18 protein-coding genes are annotated in these 18,394 nt (G+C 69.2%); 5 read left to right on the plus strand and 13 right to left on the minus strand.

Annotation, left to right across the window (positions count from 1 at the left end; genetic code table 11):
* Positions 1–551, minus strand: a 551-nt coding sequence (locus AC3IFE_RS15540) for an efflux RND transporter periplasmic adaptor subunit (RefSeq protein ID WP_489191035.1), incomplete at its 3' end; no start/stop codon positions are given.
* Positions 552–951: 400 nt separating this feature from the next.
* On the opposite strand from AC3IFE_RS15540, the gene AC3IFE_RS15545 reads away from it, so the two are divergent.
* Positions 952–1,593 (plus strand): TetR family transcriptional regulator, encoded by a 642-nt coding sequence (locus AC3IFE_RS15545; protein ID WP_489191036.1) that lies wholly within the window; start codon positions 952–954, stop codon positions 1,591–1,593.
* Positions 1,594–1,630: 37 nt separating this feature from the next.
* Here AC3IFE_RS15545 and AC3IFE_RS15550 read toward each other — a convergent pair whose 3' ends face one another.
* Positions 1,631–2,296 (minus strand): cysteine hydrolase family protein, encoded by a 666-nt coding sequence (locus tag AC3IFE_RS15550; protein WP_489191037.1) that lies wholly within the window; start codon positions 2,294–2,296, stop codon positions 1,631–1,633.
* A 152-nt stretch (positions 2,297–2,448) separates the two neighbouring features.
* Here AC3IFE_RS15550 and AC3IFE_RS15555 point away from each other — a divergent pair, with 152 nt between their 5' ends.
* Positions 2,449–3,462 (plus strand): helix-turn-helix domain-containing protein, encoded by a 1,014-nt coding sequence (locus AC3IFE_RS15555; protein ID WP_489191038.1) that lies wholly within the window; start codon positions 2,449–2,451, stop codon positions 3,460–3,462.
* Between the two features lie 59 nt (positions 3,463–3,521).
* Here the strand turns inward: AC3IFE_RS15555 and AC3IFE_RS15560 are convergent, their stop codons facing one another.
* The 6 genes from AC3IFE_RS15560 to AC3IFE_RS15585 form a co-directional block, all read right to left on the minus strand.
* Positions 3,522–4,229 (minus strand): SRPBCC family protein, encoded by a 708-nt coding sequence (locus tag AC3IFE_RS15560; RefSeq protein WP_489191039.1) that lies wholly within the window; start codon positions 4,227–4,229, stop codon positions 3,522–3,524.
* Between the two features lie 28 nt (positions 4,230–4,257).
* Positions 4,258–4,617, minus strand: a complete 360-nt coding sequence (locus AC3IFE_RS15565) for a DUF427 domain-containing protein (RefSeq protein ID WP_089468338.1) — start codon at positions 4,615–4,617, stop codon at positions 4,258–4,260.
* A 126-nt stretch (positions 4,618–4,743) separates the two neighbouring features.
* Positions 4,744–5,181, minus strand: coding sequence for a carboxypeptidase-like regulatory domain-containing protein (locus AC3IFE_RS15570; protein WP_089468339.1), 438 nt, complete (start codon positions 5,179–5,181; stop codon positions 4,744–4,746).
* Between the two features lie 104 nt (positions 5,182–5,285).
* The gene (locus AC3IFE_RS15575) at positions 5,286–6,767 is read right to left on the minus strand and encodes a DegQ family serine endoprotease (RefSeq protein ID WP_089468340.1); all 1,482 of its coding nucleotides are present in this window, start codon (positions 6,765–6,767) and stop codon (positions 5,286–5,288) included.
* Between the two features lie 112 nt (positions 6,768–6,879).
* The gene (locus AC3IFE_RS15580) at positions 6,880–8,226 is read right to left on the minus strand and encodes an ATP-binding protein (protein WP_089468341.1); all 1,347 of its coding nucleotides are present in this window, start codon (positions 8,224–8,226) and stop codon (positions 6,880–6,882) included.
* Between the two features lie 3 nt (positions 8,227–8,229).
* Positions 8,230–8,892 carry a response regulator gene (locus tag AC3IFE_RS15585; protein WP_006481728.1) on the minus strand — a complete coding sequence of 221 codons (663 nt, stop codon included), beginning with the start codon at positions 8,890–8,892 and terminating at the stop codon, positions 8,230–8,232.
* Between the two features lie 187 nt (positions 8,893–9,079).
* On the opposite strand from AC3IFE_RS15585, the gene dacB reads away from it, so the two are divergent.
* The 3 genes from dacB (at position 9,080) to AC3IFE_RS15600 (ending at position 13,093) form a co-directional block, all read left to right on the plus strand.
* A complete protein-coding gene (gene dacB, locus AC3IFE_RS15590; protein ID WP_089468342.1) occupies positions 9,080–10,612 on the plus strand; it encodes a D-alanyl-D-alanine carboxypeptidase/D-alanyl-D-alanine endopeptidase in 1,533 nt (510 codons plus the stop codon).
* 330 nt (positions 10,613–10,942) lie between these two features.
* The gene (locus tag AC3IFE_RS15595) at positions 10,943–11,857 is read left to right on the plus strand and encodes a sterol desaturase family protein (RefSeq protein WP_489191041.1); all 915 of its coding nucleotides are present in this window, start codon (positions 10,943–10,945) and stop codon (positions 11,855–11,857) included.
* Positions 11,858–11,953: 96 nt separating this feature from the next.
* Positions 11,954–13,093, plus strand: a complete 1,140-nt coding sequence (locus AC3IFE_RS15600) for an SGNH/GDSL hydrolase family protein (RefSeq protein WP_089468344.1) — start codon at positions 11,954–11,956, stop codon at positions 13,091–13,093.
* Between the two features lie 89 nt (positions 13,094–13,182).
* Here AC3IFE_RS15600 and AC3IFE_RS15605 read toward each other — a convergent pair whose 3' ends face one another.
* The 5 genes from AC3IFE_RS15605 to fba form a co-directional block, all read right to left on the minus strand.
* Complete coding sequence (locus AC3IFE_RS15605; protein ID WP_489191042.1) at positions 13,183–14,211, minus strand: L-threonylcarbamoyladenylate synthase; 1,029 nt, start codon at positions 14,209–14,211, stop codon at positions 13,183–13,185.
* An 11-nt stretch (positions 14,212–14,222) separates the two neighbouring features.
* On the minus strand, positions 14,223–15,419 hold the full coding sequence (locus AC3IFE_RS15610) for a 5-(carboxyamino)imidazole ribonucleotide synthase (protein WP_489191043.1): 1,197 nt from the start codon (positions 15,417–15,419) through the stop codon (positions 14,223–14,225).
* 91 nt (positions 15,420–15,510) lie between these two features.
* On the minus strand, positions 15,511–16,032 hold the full coding sequence (purE, locus tag AC3IFE_RS15615) for a 5-(carboxyamino)imidazole ribonucleotide mutase (protein WP_050014544.1): 522 nt from the start codon (positions 16,030–16,032) through the stop codon (positions 15,511–15,513).
* A 17-nt stretch (positions 16,033–16,049) separates the two neighbouring features.
* Positions 16,050–16,940, minus strand: coding sequence for a phosphoribosylaminoimidazolesuccinocarboxamide synthase (locus tag AC3IFE_RS15620; RefSeq protein WP_089468347.1), 891 nt, complete (start codon positions 16,938–16,940; stop codon positions 16,050–16,052).
* A gap of 233 nt (positions 16,941–17,173) precedes the next feature.
* Complete coding sequence (gene fba / locus AC3IFE_RS15625) at positions 17,174–18,238, minus strand: class II fructose-bisphosphate aldolase (protein WP_006481730.1); 1,065 nt, start codon at positions 18,236–18,238, stop codon at positions 17,174–17,176.
* Positions 18,239–18,394 lie beyond the last annotated feature (156 nt).

Raw genomic sequence — 18,394 nt, forward strand, 5'->3', positions numbered from 1 at the left:
GAGATGCCGACGCGCCCGCTGATCGGCGACACGACGTCCGTATAGCCGAGGTTGATCTGCGCGGTATCGACCGCCGCCTTGCCGGCCGCGACGTCCGCGGCGGCCTGCCCTTGCGTGGCGACCGCGTTGTCGTAGTCCTGCTTGCTGACCGCGTTCGCGGCGACCAGCACCTTGTAGCGCGCAACCAGCGCGTTCTGCGTGACGAGGTTCGCCTGCGCCTTCGCGAGCGTCGCCTTCGCGCTGTTCAGCGCCGCGACGTACGGCGCCGGATCGATCTTGTAGAGGCGCTGACCGGCCTTCACGTCGGTGCCTTCGGTGAATTCACGGCGCAGCACGATGCCGTCGACCCGTGCGCGCACTTGCGCGACGAGGAATGCACTGGTGCGGCCCGGCAGGTCGGTGAAGACCGGTACGGCTTGCGGCTGGACGGTGACGACGCCGACTTCCGGCGTTTGCGGCGGCGGTGCCGATTCTTTTTTCCCGCACGCGGCCAGGAAAACGGCAGCCGTCGCGACAGTGATTAAGCGGTATGGAACCCGTTCGACGCGCATGGAGCGACCTCTGTGTATAACCAATGGAATGAGTGCCGCGCCCGACCGGAGCGCAACACGGATGCGCCTCGCGGCGCAGATCGAACACCTGAATTACTGGACTGCCAGATACAGCACGTCGGCACGAGACCTCCGTGCCGACGGGGATGCCGCGAACTGCGGACTGGTACTAGGGCGGGAATCAGCAGAGTGGGATATTAACTGATTGCCACTTGGGTCATTCGATCGTAGGGTGGTATTGTATATACATTCACGAATGTATGTAAAAAGCCCGTTTGTACGCCGCCAGCTGTCCAGTCTTACGAATTGTCACCCGCGGCAAGCATAGCCCGTCTGTCCGACGGCGACGAGGGGTGGCGGACCCCATATTCACCGACGATCGATTCCATCAGGCCTGCACATGGTCAGACGTACCAAGGAGGAGGCGCTCGAGACGCGCAATCGCATTCTCGACGCCGCCGAACACGTGTTTTTCGAGAAAGGCGTGTCGCATACGTCGCTCGCCGACATCGCCAAGCACGCCGGGGTGACGCGCGGCGCGATCTACTGGCATTTCGCGAACAAGAGCGAACTGTTCGATGCGATGTTCAACCGCGTGCTCCTGCCGATCGACGAACTGAAGCGGATGCCGCCCGACGCGCCGGGCGGCAATCCGCTCGAGAAGGTGCGCCAGATTCTGATCTGGTGCCTGCTCGGCGTGCAGCGCGACCCGCAGCTGCGGCGCGTGTTCAGCATCCTGTTCATGAAGTGCGAGTACGTCGCGGACATGGAGCCGCTGCTGCAGCGCAACCGCGAGGGGATGAGCGAGGCGCTGCACATGATCGACGCCGATCTCGCGGTGGCCGTGGGGCTCAAGCTGCTGCCCGAGCGGCTCGATACGTGGCGCGCGACGCTGATGCTGCACACGCTCGTCAGCGGCTTCGTGCGCGACATGCTGATGCTGCCCGACGAGATCGACGCCGAGCAGCATGCGGAAAAGCTCGTCGACGGCTGCTTCGACATGCTGCGCTACAGCCCGGCGATGCTGAAGGACGGCGACTGACGGCGCGGCGCACCGCACGCCGCATCGCCGTGCCGGATCAGGCCGCCTTCGCGCGCCGCGCGCGGGCCCGCCGGTTCGACGCGGCCACCGAATCGCGCGCCGGCATCGGCGCGCCGGCCAGTCCCGCGATCCACGCGTCGGTCGACATCACTGCCGCGAAATTCGACTGGAACACCACCCCATACGCGCGGTGGATCTCTTCGGCGCTCACCGCACCCGCTTCGTTCTCGTAAGGCAGCGTGCCCGTCGCGTCGTTCAGGTACTCGACCTTCAGCCCCGCATGCGCCGCGTGATAGACCGTCGACGCATTGCAGTTGTGGGTCATGTAGCCGGCCACCGCGAGCGTGTCGATCCCGTGCGCGTCGAGCCACGCGGCGAGATCGGTGCCGGCGAACGAGCTTGCCTGCGCCTTCTCGATCCGATGCGCGTACGGCCGGCTGGCGACCACAGCGTGCAGCGCGACGCCGTCGCTGCCGGGCGCGAAAATCGGCGCGCCCGCCGGCGCGACGTGCTGCACCGCGATCACCGGCACGCCGGCCACTTGCGCGGCGTCGATCGCCCGGCCGATGTTCGCGAGCGACACGTCGAGCGGCGGATATTCGATCGGCAGGTTGCCCGTCACGTATTCGTTCTGCACGTCGATCACGATCAGTGCGCGGCGGTTGGCGGGACGGGAAGCGGGATGAGGGACGGCGTTCGACATGGCGGGCTCCGGGGCGGGAGGCGCTGCCCCGCTCCGGAGCGGAGCGGCCAGCAGCGCGATGCGATGCATTGTCGGGCCGCATGCCGCACGTCGATAGTGGCCCAATAGCCATTCTTCGATAAAATCGGGCCATCGCCTTGCCGGAGTCCGCCATGCCCGCCGCCGCGTCCACCCCGCCCGCGCCCTCCGCGCCGACCGTCGTCGCCGTGATCGCGTACGACGGCATCAGCCCGTTCCATCTGTCGGTGCCGTCGGTCGTGTTCGGCAAGGAACGCGACGCGGCCGCGTCGCCCGTGTTCGAGTTCCGCGTCTGCTCGGCCGAGCGCGGCCCGCTCGCGACCACGGGCGGCTTCACGATCACCGCGCCGTACGGGCTCGACGCGCTCGACGACGCGGACATCGTCATCGTGCCTTCCTGGCGCGACCCGGACGAAATGCCGCCCGACGCGCTGCTCGATGCCGTGCGCGCGGTCGCCGCGCGCGGGGCCGAGCTCGTCGGCCTGTGCCTCGGCGCCTACGTGCTCGCCGCGGCCGGCCTGCTCGACGGCCGCCCGGCCACCACGCACTGGGCGTGGGCCGATGATTTCGCGCAGCGCTTTCCGAGCGTGCGACTCGATCCCGACGTGCTGTACGTGGGCGACGGCAACCTGGTGACGTCGGCCGGCACGGCGGCAGGCCTCGACTGCTGCCTGCACGTCGTGCGGCGGCGCTTCGGCTCGGACGCCGCGAACCGGATCGCGCGCCGCCTCGTGATCCCGCCGCACCGCCAGGGCGGGCAGGCCCAATACGTGCCGCAGCCCGTCGCGGCGCATCCGCGCGATGCGCGGCTCGCTGGCCTGCTCGATTGGGTGCGCGCCCATCTCGACGCCGCGCACAGCGTCGATTCGCTCGCCGAACGCGTGCTGATGAGCCGGCGCACGTTCACGCGCCACTTCCACCAGGCAACGGGCACGACCGTCACCGCGTGGCTGCAGGCCGAGCGGCTCGCGCGCGCGCAGCATCTGCTCGAAACCACCGGACAATCGATCGACGCGATCGCGCAGGCGGCCGGCTACGGCTCGAGCGTGTCGCTGCGCCAGCATTTCGCGGGCGCGCTCGGCACGTCGCCGTCTGCGTATCGAAGGGAATTTCGCGGCGCCGGCGCCGGTGCCGACGCAGGACGGTGATGCCCGCCGTGCGGGCGCAAGGCAGGCCGTGACACGGAACCGGGCGGCTGCTCGGCCGCTCAGCCGCCGTTGAACCAGCGCGCCGCGTAAAGCAGCAGCGCGACGAACACGATCATCGCCGCCCAGGCCCACACCGGCACCGTGCCGGAATCGCGATGCCGGAGCGCGCTCGCCGCCCGTCCGCTCAGCGCGCCGCCGAGATGCGGCGGCAGCGAACGCTTCGTCGCGGCCATCAGCGATGCCGGCCGCAGAAACACATGCTGGCGTCGCTGCGCGGCGGCGCTCGCGCGATTCGGCACGAGGCCGTGCTTCGCCTGCACGACCGCGCAGAACTCGCGGAAGAACGTGTCGGTCCATTCGCGCAGCGCATTGTCGATCTGCCGCCCCGGCAACTCGGCGAGCGGCCCGCTCGCCGTCGCCCAGACCACGTACTTGATTCGCGTGGCGGTCGCGTCGTCATCCGGCGTCAGCACGAGTTCGACCTGGCCGCGCAGCGCGCCCAGGCCGTCGGCGCGCGCCTTGAAGTTGAGCACGCGGCGCGACTGCCCTTGCGCGTCGCCCTGCTCGGCGGCCACATGCGCGCGCACGTCGTAGCGGGCGCGCAGCGGGCCGAGCGGCACCGTGATCGTCAGCGCGAACTCGCCGTGCGCGAGTTTCACGAACGATTCGCAATGGTCGAAGCTCGCCCGCAGCAGCGCGAGATCCTCCAGCGCTTCCCGCACGACAGGCGGCGCGAGCGGTACGCGTAACGTGTCGTTCAATTCCATGACGCCTCCCCGATGAACGCGCGCCGCATCAGGACGTCTCGACAAGACTGTCGACCCGTGCGACATCGAAGGCGACGTAGTGCGCAAGCACGGCGGCCGCCTCCTTCGGTTCTTCATAACTCCATGCGGCGTTCTCGATCACGCCGTCTTCCGTCTGCAAGTCGAAATGCACGGCCTGCCCCCTGAACGGGCAGGCCGACGTCACGCCCGACTTCACGAGCCGGCGCATGTTGACGTCGCTGCGCGGCAGGTAGTGGATGTCCGGAAGCCCCGCTTCACGCACGGTCAACGCGCCGTGCGAATCGGCATAGGTGATGCCGCGATGGATCACGCGCACGCGATGACGGTTCGGCACGATTTCGAGTCGGGGGTCGGCTGCATCGGACATCGTTTCTCCTTCGGGCGGCCGCCAGGCCGGGCAGGAAACGAAAAAGCCACGGCACGCATGCCGTGGCTTTCATTATGGGCGAAACTTCGTCCGATTGCGCGCCGGGAGCCCGGGCCGCGCGAGCGGCTACTGCGCACTCCACTGGAACGCGGCCTTCGTGCCGCCCTTCGCGCCGACCGTGACGGCGCGCGATTCGTCGCTGCCCTGGTACGACGCATGCACCGTATAGCGCCCCGGCGGCACCTTCACGAGCATGTACGGCCCGCGCGCGTCGGTCTTCAGCACTTCGGCGCCCTTGCCGTCGACGATCCGGACGTGGACGTCGGCCAGGAACTCGCCGCCCTTGCCGGTAAAGCGCAGCGCGAGCGGCCACTGCGCCTCGCTGCGCTGGAACGCCGTCGACTCGTCCTGCCCGACGCCGCCGGACACGAAGGTGACGTCGCCCTGCTGGCGCGCGGCGGGCAAGCCGTCGGACTGCGCGTACGCGCCGGTCGCACCGGCTGCGAGGCCGGCGGCCAGCGCCGCGGCGACGGCAAATCGGGACACGTTGCGTAGATATTGCATGGCTCTCTCCTTGGGGTCGGAACACATACGGGGCACAGCGTCACGCGTTCGAGCAGCGGCCGCGCCCGCCGCGGCCGGCCAGGCCGGCCGTCGGCCGTGGCCGGTCAGCTCAGGTCGACCGGCACGAAGATCTGTGCATTATCGCGCTGGATCAGCAGAGCAAGACTGTTGCCCGCGCCCTTCACCGCGTCGCGCAATTGCTCGGGGCTCGTGACCGGGCGGCCGTTCACCGCGAGGATCACGTCGCCGGGCTGGATGCCCGCGTTGGCGGCCGGGCCGCCGGCCTGCTGCACGATCAGCCCGTGCGACAGGTTGTCCGCGTTGCGCTCCTGCGGCGACAGCGGCCGCACCGCCACACCCAGGCGGCCCTGCTCGACCGGCCCGCCGTCGTTCGACGCGAGCTTCGCATCGGCCATCGCGCCGAGCGTCACGCTGATCGACTTCTTCGACTTGTCGCGCCAGATCTGCAGCTCGGCCGTCGAACCCGGCTTCAGGTTCGCGATCTGCGCGGGCAGCGACGTCGAATCGGCGACCGGCGAACCGTTGACGGACAGGATCACGTCGCCCGGCTGCAGGCCGGCCTTCGCGGCCGGACCGTTGGCGTCGACCGAGCTGACGAGCGCGCCGTCCGGCTTCTGCAGCCCGAACGAGCTCGCGAGCGTCTGGTTCAGCCCCTGCACGGCGACGCCGAGACGGCCGCGGCTCACGTGGCCCGTCTTCACGAGTTCGTCCTTCACCTTGATCGCCTCGTTGATCGGAATCGCGAACGACAGGCCCTGGAAACCGCCCGTCTGCGAGTAGATCATCGAGTTGATGCCGATCACCTCGCCCTGCAGGTTGAACAGCGGGCCGCCCGAGTTGCCGGGGTTCACCGGCACGTCGGTCTGGATGAACGGCGTGTAGTTCTCGTCCGGCAGCGCGCGCGACTTCGCGCTGATGATGCCCGACGTGACCGTGTTGTCGAAGCCGTACGGCGAGCCGATCGCGACGACCCACTGGCCGACCTTGCTCTGCGCCGGATCGCCGATCTTCACGGTCGGCAGGCCGCTCGCATCGATCTTCAGCACGGCGACGTCGGACTGCTTGTCGGAGCCGACGACCTTCGCCTTGTATTCGCGCTTGTCGGTCAGCTTGACCGTGACGACGTTCGCGCCGTCGATCACGTGCGCATTGGTGAGGATGTACCCGTCCGAGCTGACGATGAAGCCCGATCCGAGGCTCGCGCTCGGCTGGTCGTCCGGCTGCGCGTCGCCGCCCATGCCCGGCACCTGGCCGTAGAAGTGCTTGAAGAACTGGTAGAACGGGTCGCTCGGATCGATCGGCAGTTGCTGCTGCGGCATGCGCCGCGACACCTGCTTCACGACATGCTTCGCGCTGATGTTCACGACCGCCGGGCCGTACGTCTCGACGAGCCCCGAAAAATCGGGAATGCCGGTCTTGGCGGCGGCTTCGGCCGGCATCATGGCGGCCTGCGCGGGCGTGATGATCTGCGGATCGGCGCGGCGGGTACCGGCGAAATAGCCTGCCGACAGGGCGGCCGCCACGGCGACCGCGACGGTGCCGCGTGCAAGGAATCGGGTATTCATCGTAGGACCTCCTCGTTGTTAGGACGCAGCGTAACGACCCTGACTTAAAGGAGGCTTAATCAGCCTTAAGCGGGGCTTAAGCGGCTTCCGGCGCCGGGCCGGGCCGCGCCATTCAGACGGATTCGGAAGGCTGCGGCGCCTGGGCCGGCATCTCGGCATCGCGGAACACCACGCTGACGAGCAGGCCGCCCGCGGCCGCATCGCCGAGCGACACCGTCGCGCCCTGCTGCGCCGCCACGCGCTTGACGATCGCGAGCCCGAGCCCGCTGCCCGACACGTCGGTGCGCGCGCGCGCCGTGCTGTCGCGATAGAAGCGGTCGAACACGCGCTCGCGCTCGTCGGCCGGAATGCCCGGCCCGCTGTCGGCGATCTGCACGCATGCGCGGCCGGCCGCGTCGCGCGTCAGCGATACGTCGATGCGGCCGCCGTCCGGCGTGTACTTCACCGCGTTGTCGAGCAGGTTGCCGAACATCACGCGCAGCGCGCCGACGTCCGCGACGACGCTCGCCGCGCGCGTTTCCTCGAAGCCGAGATCGATGTCGTGCCGCTGCGCGAGCGGCGCATGCGCGGCCACGCATTCGGCGAGCAGCGCCTGCAGGTCGACCGGTTCGCGCATCGTCGCGCCGTCCGGCTCCGCGCGTGCGAGCGCGAGCAACTGCTCGGTGAGACGCGTCGCGCGCGACACGCCGTCCTGGAGATCCGCGATCGCCTCGCGGCGCGACGCATCGTCCTTCGCGCGCGCGACGAGCTGGGCCTGGATCTGCACGGCCGCGAGCGGCGTGCGCAATTCGTGCGCGGCGTCGGCGACGAACGCCTTCTGCGTGTCGAGCGCCGACGACAATCGCGCGAGCAACCCGTTCAGCGCCCGCACGAGCGGCTGCACCTCGAGCGGCAGCCGGCCGTCGGGCAGCGGATCGAGCGCTTCCGGCCGGCGCGCCTCGACCGCGCGCGTCACGCGGCCGAGCGGCGCGAGCCCGCGCCCGACGATCCCCCACACGGCCGCGCCGAGGAACGGCAGCAGCACGATCAGCGGCCACAGCGTGCGCAGCGCGACGTTCGCCGCCAGCCGGTTGCGCACCGACAGCGGCTGCGCGAGCTGCACGACGTTGTCGCCGACGATCGCGCCGTACACGCGCCATTCGCCGCGATCGGTGCGCTCGGTCGAGAAGCCGAGCTCCGCGCGCGGCGCGATCGGCGCGCGCGGATGCGAGAAATACATCAGCACGCCGTTGCGGTTCCAGATCTGGATCACGATGCCTTCGTCGCCGTTGGTGCGCGAGCCGAACACCTGCGAGAACGGCTCCGACGGCAGCGCCGCGGCGATTTCCTGCAACTGGTAGTCGAACAGCTCGTTCGCCTCGGCGAGCGCCTGCCGATAGATGAGCCAGCCCGCCATGCACACGCCCGCGACGACGATCGCGAGCAGCCAGATCAGCAATTGATGACGAATCGACCGCACGCGTCAGCTTTCCTTGACGACCATGTAGCCGAGCCCGCGCACGTTGCGGATCAGGTCCGAGCCGAGCTTCTTGCGCAGCGCGTGGATGTAGACCTCGACCGTGTTGCTGCCGATCTCCTCGCCCCAGCCGTACATCTTCTCCTCGAGCTGGCTCTTCGACAGCACCGCGCCCGGCCGCGCGAGCAGCGCCTCGAGCAGCGCGAACTCGCGCGCGGACAGCGCGACGGGCGCGCCGTCGAGCGTCACCTGGTGCGAAGCCGGGTCGAGCGTCAACGCGCCGTGGCGGATCAGCGACTCGCTGCGCCCGGCCTGGCGGCGAATCAGCGCACGCATCCGCGCGCCCAGCTCGTCGAGATCGAACGGCTTGACGAGGTAATCGTCGGCGCCCGCGTCGAGCCCCTTCACGCGATCGGCGACCGCGTCGCGCGCGGTGACGATCAGCACCGGCAGCGCCAGCCCGCGCCCGCGCAGCGTGCGCAGCACGTCGATGCCGTCGCGCTTCGGCAGTCCGAGATCGAGCAGCAGCAGATCGTACGTCTCGCCGCCGAGCGCCGTCAGCGCGGCGTCGCCGTCCTGCACCCAGTCGACCGCAAAGCCGTCCGAGCGCAGCGCCTTGCGCACGCCCTCGGCAATCATTCGATCATCTTCGACAAGCAGAATCCGCATCGGGCCACGCATCCATGGGGCGAGTCAAACACGGCGACCATTGTAGCGCCGCGAATCGCGTGCGCGGCACCCTGCAATGCAACAGTAAGGCGGATTGCAAGGGGCGGGCCGCGACTTGTCTCTACAATGTGCGCTTCGGCGCTCCCCGCGCGCCCTGCCCGAGCCCCCGCTTTTCCCGTATTCGCCCATGCCGATTTCCGATCTTTCCGCCCGGTTCGCCCCTCGCGCCCACGTCTGCCTGCGAGCGGCCGCCGTCGTCGCCACCTGCACCGCCCTCGCGTTCGCGCCGCCCGCGCAGGCCCGCAAGAAATCCCACAAGGAAGCGCGCAAGACCGCCGTCGTGTCGCCCGCCGCGCGCGCGGCCGGCCTGCCTGCATCGGTGCTCGTCGCGCTGCAGCGCGCGAAGGTGCCGGCATCGGCGATGAGCGTCGTGGTCGAGCGCGTCGGCGATCCGCAACCGCTGATCGCATGGAATGCGAGCCGGCCGATGCTGCCGGCCTCGACGATGAAACTCGTGACGACCTTCTCGGGCCTGTCGATCCTCGGCCCCGACTACCGCTGGCGCACGACCGCGTACACGGACGGCACGATCGACCCCGACGGCACGCTGCAGGGCAACCTGTACATCAAGGGCACCGGCGATCCGAAGCTCGTGCCCGAAGAGTTGATCGACCTCGTCGACAAGCTGCGCAAGGCGGGCGTCAAGCGCGTGGCGGGCGGCCTCGTGCTCGACAAGAGCTATTTCGCGGCATCGACGCGCGACCTGCCTTCGTTCGACGACGATGCGAGCGCGCCGTACAACGTCGGCCCCGACCCGCTGCTGTATGCATTCAAGGCCGTGTCGTTCACGGTCACGCCGGGCGAAGACGGCAAGGTCGCCGTCGACGTGCTGCCGCCGCTCGCGGACCTGTCGATCGACAACCAGCTCGTCGAAGGCCCGGGCTCGTGCAGCGCGGCGGCCGCGGCCGCGCGCCCGACGCTGACGGCCGGCGGCGGGATCATGACCGCGTCGTTCGCCGGCGACTATCCGCTGCGCTGCGGCGCGCACACGACCAACCTCGCGATCCTCGATCACACGACGTTCTTCGCGCGCGGCTTTCTCGCGCTGTGGCAGCAGGACGGCGGCACGATCGCGGGGCCGGTGAGCGAAGGCAAGGTGCCGACCACCGCGCGGCCGCTCGCCGTGCATCACAGCCCGGTGCTCGGCAGCATCGTCTACGACATCAACAAGTTCAGCAACAACGTGATGGCGCGCAACCTGTTCCTGACGATCGGCGCGGTCAGCGGCAAGCCGCCCGCGACGCCCGAGCAGTCGAGCCGCGTGATCCAGGCGTTCCTGCAGAAGAACGGCATCGCGATGCCCGACCTCGTGCTCGAGAACGGCTCGGGGCTGTCGCGCGAAGAGCACGTGAGCGCGCTGTCGCTCGCCGCGCTGCTGCAAGCCGCGAACGCGAGCCCCGTCGCGCAGGCGTTCGTCGATTCGCTGCCGATCGCCGGCATCGACGGCACGATGAAGAACCGCCTCACCAACGCCGGCGTGCTTGGCAACGCGCACATCAAGACCGGCACGCTGCGCGACGTGCGCGCGATCGCCGGCTACGTCGCCGGCGCGGACGGCCAGAGCTACGTCGTCGTCAGCTTCATCAACGACGATCGCGCGGAAGGCGCACGCGCCGCGCACGACACGCTGCTCGAGTGGATCTACGCGGGCGCGCACTGACGATCGGCGCACCGTGCAGCGGGCCGTCGCGACACGGCGGCCCGCGCCCCCCACCGCGTCGCCCGCGAAATTTCGCGCTGCGCGGTTTGAAACGCCCCCCGCCACCGTCGCGCGACGCCCCGCGCGCGCGCCGCGTCCGCAAAACGGGGCCGCACCGCCCGGCCCCGTGCAGTAGGGATTCCGTAGAAACCCTGTCCTCAGAGGGAACCCTCTACGCTGCCCCCTCGCCTAGCGCGTGACGATTGCGTAGGCTGTTGGCCTGACCGATATCTACAACGGGCCACACGCCCGGCCTCATGGCTTGCAGGGGAACGAAGGAGACACTCGCCCATGCGATTCGACGTCGAATTGCTTCTGCTCGCGCTGGCGCCCGTCTTCCTGCTCTGCATCGCGTGGGAGGCCTGGCACCTCGCCCGCACCCGTGCGCAGGACCGCATCTATGCGTGGCGCGACACGCTGTGCAACGCGGCGCTCGCGCTGATGCACCAGGGCGCCGACAAGCTCGCATGGCTGTTGGTGATTCCCGTCTATGCGTACTGCTACCGGCACTATCGTCTTTACACGTGGCACGACGGCTGGCTGTCGTTCGCGGTGCTGTTCGTCGCGCAGGACCTCCTCTACTACGTGTTCCATCGCGCGAGCCATCGCGTGCGCTGGCTGTGGGCCGCGCACGTCGTGCACCACTCGTCCGAACGGATGAATTTCTCGACCGCGTTCCGCCAGAGCCTGATGTACCCGGTCGCGGGCATGTGGCTGTTCTGGCTGCCGCTCGCGTTCGCGGGCTTCCCGCCGCAACAGGTCGTCGGCATCGTGCTGATCAACCTGGCGTTCCAGTTCTTCGTGCATACGCAGGCGATCGGCAAGCTCGGCTGGCTCGAATACGTGCTGAACACGCCGTCGATCCACCGCGCGCACCATGCGCGCAACCCGCGCTACATCGACCGCAATTACGCAGGGGTCCTGGTGATCTGGGATCGCCTGTTCGGCAGCTATGTCGACGAAACGCCCGACGATCCGCCGCAGTACGGGATCGTCGAGCGGCTCGGCTCGAACAACCCGCTCGTCGCGACGTTCCACGAGTGGGTCGCGATGGCGTCCGACGCGTGGCGCGTCGGCGGATGGCGCAACAAGCTGCGCGCGATTTTCGGCCCGCCCGAATGGGCGAGCGCTTATCATGCGCAGATTGCCGAGGCCGCCAACCAGGATCCGCGCACCGTGCCGCAGGCGGCTGCGCGCGACCGATAAACCGTTTCAGCCAACGGCCGCCGCGCAGCCCGGAACCGAGCAGGCACGCGGCAGATGAGAAACACATCAGGGCCATATCTACGAGGAGATAGAACGATGCAGACACAACAACACGCACTTTCCCGCACGCGTCAGCGCATGCTGCGCACCGCGCAGGTCGCGATCGCCGGCGCCGCGCTCGCGCTGCTCGCCGCATGCGGCGGCGGCGACGACAACAACGGCAGCAGCGCGTCGAACACGCCGCCGTCGGGCGTGAAAATGCAGATCGTGTCGTTCGGCGACAGCCTGTCCGACGTCGGCACCTACTCGCAGATCAAGCTCGGCTTCGGCGGCGGCCGCTTCACGACCAACCCGGGCCAGGTATGGACGCAGAACGTCGCGCAGTACTACGGCGACACGCTGCAGCCCGCGAACCAGGGCGGCTTCGGCATCCCGCTGCAGGCCACCGGCGGCCTCGGCTACGCGCAGGGCGGCTCGCGTGTGACGCTGCAGCCGGGCATCGGCCATGCGGACGCCAGCGTGCCGAACCCCGACTACGCGCAGGCCACCACCACCCCGATCGCCGATCAGGTCAAGCAGTACCTGACGCAGCACGGCAGCTTCAACGCCGGCCAGATCGTGCTGATCAACGGCGGCGCGAACGACATCTTCTACCAGGCCCAGGTCGCGCAGGCGCAAGGCAATACGCCGGCCGCGCAGCTCGCGGCGGCGCAGGCGATCGGCCTGGCCGCGCAGCAGCTCGGCGGGATCGTCCAGCAGATCGTCGCGGCGGGCGCCACGCACGTGTTCGTCGCGAACGTGCCGGACATCGGCGGCACGCCGCTCGCGCTGCAGGGCGGCACGCAGGCCGCGTTCACGCAACTGTCGGGCCTCTTCAACCAGACGCTGGCCGGCACGCTGGCCGCGCTGAAGGTCGACACGACGAAGGTCGCGGTGGTCGATTCGTTCACGTGGCAGGATGGCATCGCGGCCAACTACCAGGCGAACGGCTTCAGTGTGAAGAACACCGATACGGCCTGCAACCTGAAGGCGATGGTCCAGGCCGCGACGCAGTACGGCGTCGCGAACGCGACCGCGTTCGGCTCGTCGCTGTTCTGCTCGCCGCAGACCTACACGGTCGCGAACGCGGACCAGACCTACATGTTCGCCGACACGGTCCACCCGACCACGCGCCTGCATGCGCTGTTCGCGCAGTACGTCGAACAGCAGATCGCGAAATCCGGCGTCGGCAAGTAAGCCGCCGGCCCCGCGCTCAAACGAAAACGCCTGACCGGTTCGCGCCGGTCAGGCGTTTTTTCATTGTCGAGCGGAAGGCGAAGACTGCGTCAGTCGCGCGCTTCGAACGCGGCCGCCGCGCGGCCGAGGCGATCGTTGACCGCGATCCATTCGACGGTCTCGGGCAGCTTCTCGACGAGGATGCGCGCGACCTGCGCGCGATCGAGCGCCCGCAGCATCCCGTACAGGTCGCGTGCATAGGCCTGCGGATCTTCCGGCGCCGCGATGAAATGCACGCCGTCGGCCTGCGCCCAGTGCGCTGCCCGCGACGCGCGGGCGACGAGCGCGACGCGCTCGCCGTCGGTTTGCGCGGCCGAGAGCAGCGGCTCGAGCGCGTCGAACGGCAGCAGCGCGAGCGGCGTGCGCGGCGCGTAATGCGCTTTCAGCGTGCCCGACGCGCGCGGCGCGGTCGCATCGCTGCCGTCCGGCAGCTTCGGCGCGCGGCCGAGCACGTCGGCGATCTGTTGCGGCGTCACGTGGCCCGGGCGCAGCAGCGCCGGGAAACCGCGCGACAGGTCGAGGATCGTCGACTCGATGCCGACTTCGGATGCGCCGCCGTCGAGCACGTGCACGGTATCGCCGAATTCGTCGCGCACGTGCTGCGCGGTCGTCGGGCTCACGTGGCCGAACCGGTTCGCGGACGGCGCCGCCACGCCGCCGTGGCCGCCGCGCCGGGCGCTGAACGCGGCCAGCAGCGCCTGCGCGACCGGATGCGACGGACAACGCAGCCCGACCGAATCCTGCCCGCCGCTCACGGCATCCGGAATGCGCGCGTGGCGCTTCAGGATCAGCGTGAGCGGCCCCGGCCAGAATGCATCGATCAGCAAGTGCGCGTCGGCCGGCAGGTCGTCGGCCCAATAGCCCGGATCGCCGCCGGGCGGCAGATGCACGATCACCGGATGGTTCGCGGGCCGCCCCTTCGCCGCATAGATGCGCGCGACGGCCTCGGGGTTCGCCGCGTCGCCGCCGAGCCCGTAGACGGTCTCGGTCGGAAACGCGACGAGCTGGCCCGCGTCGAGCAGCGCGGCGGCCGCGTCGATCTGCGCGGGCGTCACGTGCTTCGGGAGATCGATGGACATCGGCGCGCGCCTCAGTCGAGCGGCACGCGCAGCAGTTGCGCGCATGCGGTGGCCGCGGCGACGGCTTCGTCGCGCGTCTCGGCGGTGAAGTTCACGTGGCCCATCTTGCGGCCGACGCGCGCCTCTTCCTTGCCGTACAGGTGCAGGTGCGCGGCCGGCATCGCGGCGACCGTGTCCCACGGCGGCGTGACGGCGTCGGCCGCCGCACCGTTGGGAAACCACACGTCGCCGAGAATGTTCAGCATCGCCGACGGCGAATGCTGGCGCGGATTGCCGAGCGGCATGCGCGTCATCGCGCGCACCTGCTGCTCGAACTGGCTCGTTGCGCACGCATCGACCGTGTAGTGGCCGGAGTTGTGCGGGCGCGGCGCCATTTCGTTCGCGACGAACGAGCCGTCTTCCAGCACGAAGAATTCGACGCACAGCACGCCGACGTAGCCGAGCGTATCGGCGATCCGGATCGCCGCCTGCTGCGCTTCCTCGACGCGCGCCGCGTCGGCGGCCGGCGCCGGCACGACCGTCAGCGCGAGGATACCGTTGTGATGCACGTTCTGCGCGAGCGGGAACGCGGCCGAGCGACCGTCCGCGCCGCGCGCGATCAGCGCCGACACTTCGTATTTCAGCGGCAGGCGCTTCTCCAGCACACACGGCACGCCGCCGAGCGCGGCATGCGCGTCGCGCGCTTCCTGCGCGGTGGCGACGCGCACCTGGCCCTTGCCGTCGTAGCCGAGGCGGGCCGTCTTCAGGATGCCCGGCAGCACCGCCGTGAGCGCCGCATCGTCGAGCGCGGCGAGCGCCGCCGCCGATTCGATCACGACGTGCGGCGCGACCGGCACGCCCGACGCCTCGATGAAACGCTTCTCCGCGATGCGATCCTGCGCGACCGCGACGCAGCGGCCGGCCGGTGCGACGAACGTCGTGCGCGCGAGGAAATCGAGGCTCGCGGCCGGCACGTTCTCGAACTCCGTCGATACGGCGTCGCAGAGGTCCGCCAGTTCGGCGAGCGCGGTTTCGTCGTCGTACGCCGCGCGCAGGTGGCGATCGGCGACCGCGCCGGCGGGGCTCGTCGGATCGGGATCGAGCACGGCGACGCGATAGCCCATCGACTGGGCGGCAAAGCAGAACATGCGGCCGAGCTGGCCACCGCCGACCATGCCCAGCCACGCGCCGGGCAGGATCGGGGAAACGGAATCAGGAGTTGCGGTCATGTCAGTGGTCGGTCGCGGCGGCACGCGAAAAATGCCCGCCGCAGTAGGAAAATCCGGCGCCGGCCGCAGCGTGCGGCCGCGCGCCATGCCGTCATTCCAGCGGCGGCAGCACCATCGCGTGCGCGGCTTCGTTCTGGCGCACGCGGAACGCGGCGAGCCGGTTCGCGTAGTCGACCGAGTTGCCGGACAGGATCGACACCGCGAACAGCGCGGCATTCGCGGCGCCGGCCTCGCCGATCGCGAACGTCGCGACCGGCACGCCCTTCGGCATCTGCACGATCGAGTGCAGCGAATCGACGCCCTTCAGGTACTTGCTCGCGACCGGCACGCCGAGCACGGGCACGGTCGTCTTCGCGGCCAGCATGCCGGGCAGGTGGGCGGCGCCGCCGGCGCCCGCGATGATCGCGCGCAGCCCGCGCTCGCGCGCCTTCTCCGCATAGTCGAACATCTCGTCGGGCATCCGGTGCGCGGACACGACCTTCGCCTCGTACGGCACGCCGAATTCCTGCAGGATGGCGACCGCATGCTTCATCACGTCCCAGTCGGAACTCGAGCCCATCAGCACGCCGATGAGCGGCGCGCTGTGCGTGTGGGCGGTCTGGACTTCACTCATTTCGTACGTTCCCTCTGTCAGGCGAGCGACTGGCCCGTGATGCGCTCGAGCGCTTCCTGGTACTTCGCGGCCGTCTTCTCGACGACGTCGGCCGGCAGCGCCGGCGCCGGCGCGGTCTTGCCCCACGGCTGCGCCTCGAGCCAGTCGCGCACGAACTGCTTGTCGAACGACGGCGGGTTCGTGCCCACTTCGTACTGGTCGGCCGGCCAGAAGCGCGACGAATCGGCGGTCAGCACTTCGTCCATCAGGTACAGCTTGCCGTGGTTGTCGAGGCCGAATTCGAACTTCGTGTCGGCGATGATGATGCCGCGCGTCGCCGCGTAGTCGGCCGCTTCCTTGTACAGGCGGATCGAGATGTCGCGGATCGTCGCGGCCAGCTCGGTGCCGATGCGGCGTTCGGTTTCCTCGAACGTGATGTTCTCGTCGTGCTCGCCCATCTCGGCCTTCGCGGCCGGCGTGAAGATCGGCTCGGGCAGCTTCTGCGCGTTCTGCAGGCCCGCCGGCAATTGCACGCCGCACACGGCGCCCGACGCCTGGTATTCCTTCCAGCCGCTGCCGGCCAGGTAGCCGCGCACGACCGCTTCGATCATGATCGGCTCGAGGCGCTTGACGACCACGCCGCGGCCCTTCACCTGTTCGACCTCGTCGGCCGCGACGACCGCTTCCGGCGCGTCGCCCGTCAGGTGGTTCGGCACGATGTGCGCGAGCTTGTCGAACCAGAAGTTCGCCATCTGGTTCAGCACGCGGCCCTTGTTCGGAATCGGCTCGCCCATCACCACGTCGAAGGCCGACAGGCGATCGGTCGTGACGATCAGGAGCTTGTCGTTGCCGACCGCGTAGTTATCGCGAACCTTGCCGCGACCGAGGAGCGGCAGCGAGCGGAGCGTGGATTCGTAAAGGGTAGACATCGTCTTTTCGCAGATAAGGAGCCAAACAAAAAGGGAAACGCCGTTCCCCGCGGCAGGCGGGAACGGCGGTCTTGCAATACGTCGGCGAACCGGCGGGCGCCACGCCCGGCTGGCTGCCGGCCGGCCCTTGTTCGGCCGGACGGAACGGCTGCCGGGGCCGGATCGGATCCGGCCACCCGGGCGGCCAGCCCGTGCCCGGCGGCAGAACCGGGCGGGGCAATCGTACTACAGTCTCAGCGCACGACCTGCGCGAGCGCGCCCGACTTGTACTGCTCGGCGATCTTGTCGAGCGACACCGGCTTGATCTTGCCGGCCTGCCCTTCGCAGCCGAACGCGAGGTAACGGTCGACGCACACCTTCTTCGCGGCTTCGCGCGCGGGCTTCAGGTAGTCGCGCGGATCGAACTTGCCCGGGTTCTCGAACAGGTAGCGGCGGATCGCACCGGTGATCGCGAGACGCAGGTCGGTGTCGATGTTGATCTTGCGCACGCCGTGCTTGATGCCTTCCTGGATTTCCTCGACCGGCACGCCGTAGGTTTCCTTCATGTCGCCGCCGAATTCGCGGATCTCGGCCAGCAGTTCCTGCGGCACCGACGACGAACCGTGCATCACGAGGTGCGTGTTCGGAATGCGCGCGTGGATTTCCTTGATGCGCTGGATCGACAGGATGTCGCCCGTCGGCTTCTTCGAGAACTTGTACGCGCCGTGCGACGTGCCGATCGCGATCGCGAGCGCGTCGCACTGCGTGAGCTTCACGAAGTCGGCGGCCTGCTCCGGATCGGTCAGCAGCTGCTCGCGGGTCATCGTACCTTCCGCGCCGTGGCCGTCTTCCTTGTCGCCCTTCATCGTCTCGAGCGAGCCGAGCACGCCGAGTTCGGCTTCGACCGTCACGCCGATCGAGTGCGCCATCTCGACGACCTTGCGCGACACGTCGACGTTGTACTCGTACGACGCGACCGTCTTGCCGTCGGCTTCGAGCGAACCGTCCATCATCACGCTCGTGAAGCCGCTTCGGATCGCCGCCGTGCAGACCGCCGGCGACTGGCCGTGATCCTGGTGCATCACGACCGGGATGTGCGGATACGATTCGACCGCCGCTTCGATCAGGTGGCGCAGGAACGGCTCGCCCGCGTACTTACGCGCGCCGGCCGATGCCTGCATGATCACGGGCGCGCCGACCTGATCCGCCGCCGCCATGATCGCCTGGACCTGCTCCAGGTTGTTCACGTTGAAGGCCGGCAGGCCGTAACCGTGCTCTGCCGCGTGGTCCAGCAATTGACGCATTGATACGAGAGGCATTGTGGAACTCCTTGGAATGAAAACCGGTGCGCCCTGACGCCGGCGCGGCGCTCGCTCCCCTCTGAACCGGGACGGCGCGGCGCGGCTGAGCGTCGAATAGCCGCATTTTATCGCGAAGCGCCTCCGATTCCGACCGCCCGGTGGCGCCCGCTCGCA

It is taken from the genome of Burkholderia sp. APQ4-4ca, from assembly GCF_057837105.1.

Coding starts and splice junctions, on each gene's coding strand:
- AC3IFE_RS15605 (WP_489191042.1), bottom strand. CDS start 14,211: ATGTCCATCGATCTCCCGAAGCACGTGACGCCCGCGCAGATCGACGCG.
- purE (WP_050014544.1), bottom strand. CDS start 16,032: ATGAGTGAAGTCCAGACCGCCCACACGCACAGCGCGCCGCTCATCGGC.
- AC3IFE_RS15575 (WP_089468340.1), bottom strand. CDS start 6,767: ATGAATACCCGATTCCTTGCACGCGGCACCGTCGCGGTCGCCGTGGCG.
- AC3IFE_RS15545 (WP_489191036.1), top strand. CDS start 952: ATGGTCAGACGTACCAAGGAGGAGGCGCTCGAGACGCGCAATCGCATT.
- fba (WP_006481730.1), bottom strand. CDS start 18,238: ATGCCTCTCGTATCAATGCGTCAATTGCTGGACCACGCGGCAGAGCAC.
- AC3IFE_RS15620 (WP_089468347.1), bottom strand. CDS start 16,940: ATGTCTACCCTTTACGAATCCACGCTCCGCTCGCTGCCGCTCCTCGGT.
- AC3IFE_RS15555 (WP_489191038.1), top strand. CDS start 2,449: ATGCCCGCCGCCGCGTCCACCCCGCCCGCGCCCTCCGCGCCGACCGTC.
- AC3IFE_RS15610 (WP_489191043.1), bottom strand. CDS start 15,419: ATGACCGCAACTCCTGATTCCGTTTCCCCGATCCTGCCCGGCGCGTGG.
- AC3IFE_RS15600 (WP_089468344.1), top strand. CDS start 11,954: ATGCAGACACAACAACACGCACTTTCCCGCACGCGTCAGCGCATGCTG.
- AC3IFE_RS15550 (WP_489191037.1), bottom strand. CDS start 2,296: ATGTCGAACGCCGTCCCTCATCCCGCTTCCCGTCCCGCCAACCGCCGC.
- dacB (WP_089468342.1), top strand. CDS start 9,080: ATGCCGATTTCCGATCTTTCCGCCCGGTTCGCCCCTCGCGCCCACGTC.
- AC3IFE_RS15565 (WP_089468338.1), bottom strand. CDS start 4,617: ATGTCCGATGCAGCCGACCCCCGACTCGAAATCGTGCCGAACCGTCAT.
- AC3IFE_RS15560 (WP_489191039.1), bottom strand. CDS start 4,229: ATGGAATTGAACGACACGTTACGCGTACCGCTCGCGCCGCCTGTCGTG.
- AC3IFE_RS15595 (WP_489191041.1), top strand. CDS start 10,943: ATGCGATTCGACGTCGAATTGCTTCTGCTCGCGCTGGCGCCCGTCTTC.
- AC3IFE_RS15585 (WP_006481728.1), bottom strand. CDS start 8,892: ATGCGGATTCTGCTTGTCGAAGATGATCGAATGATTGCCGAGGGCGTG.
- AC3IFE_RS15570 (WP_089468339.1), bottom strand. CDS start 5,181: ATGCAATATCTACGCAACGTGTCCCGATTTGCCGTCGCCGCGGCGCTG.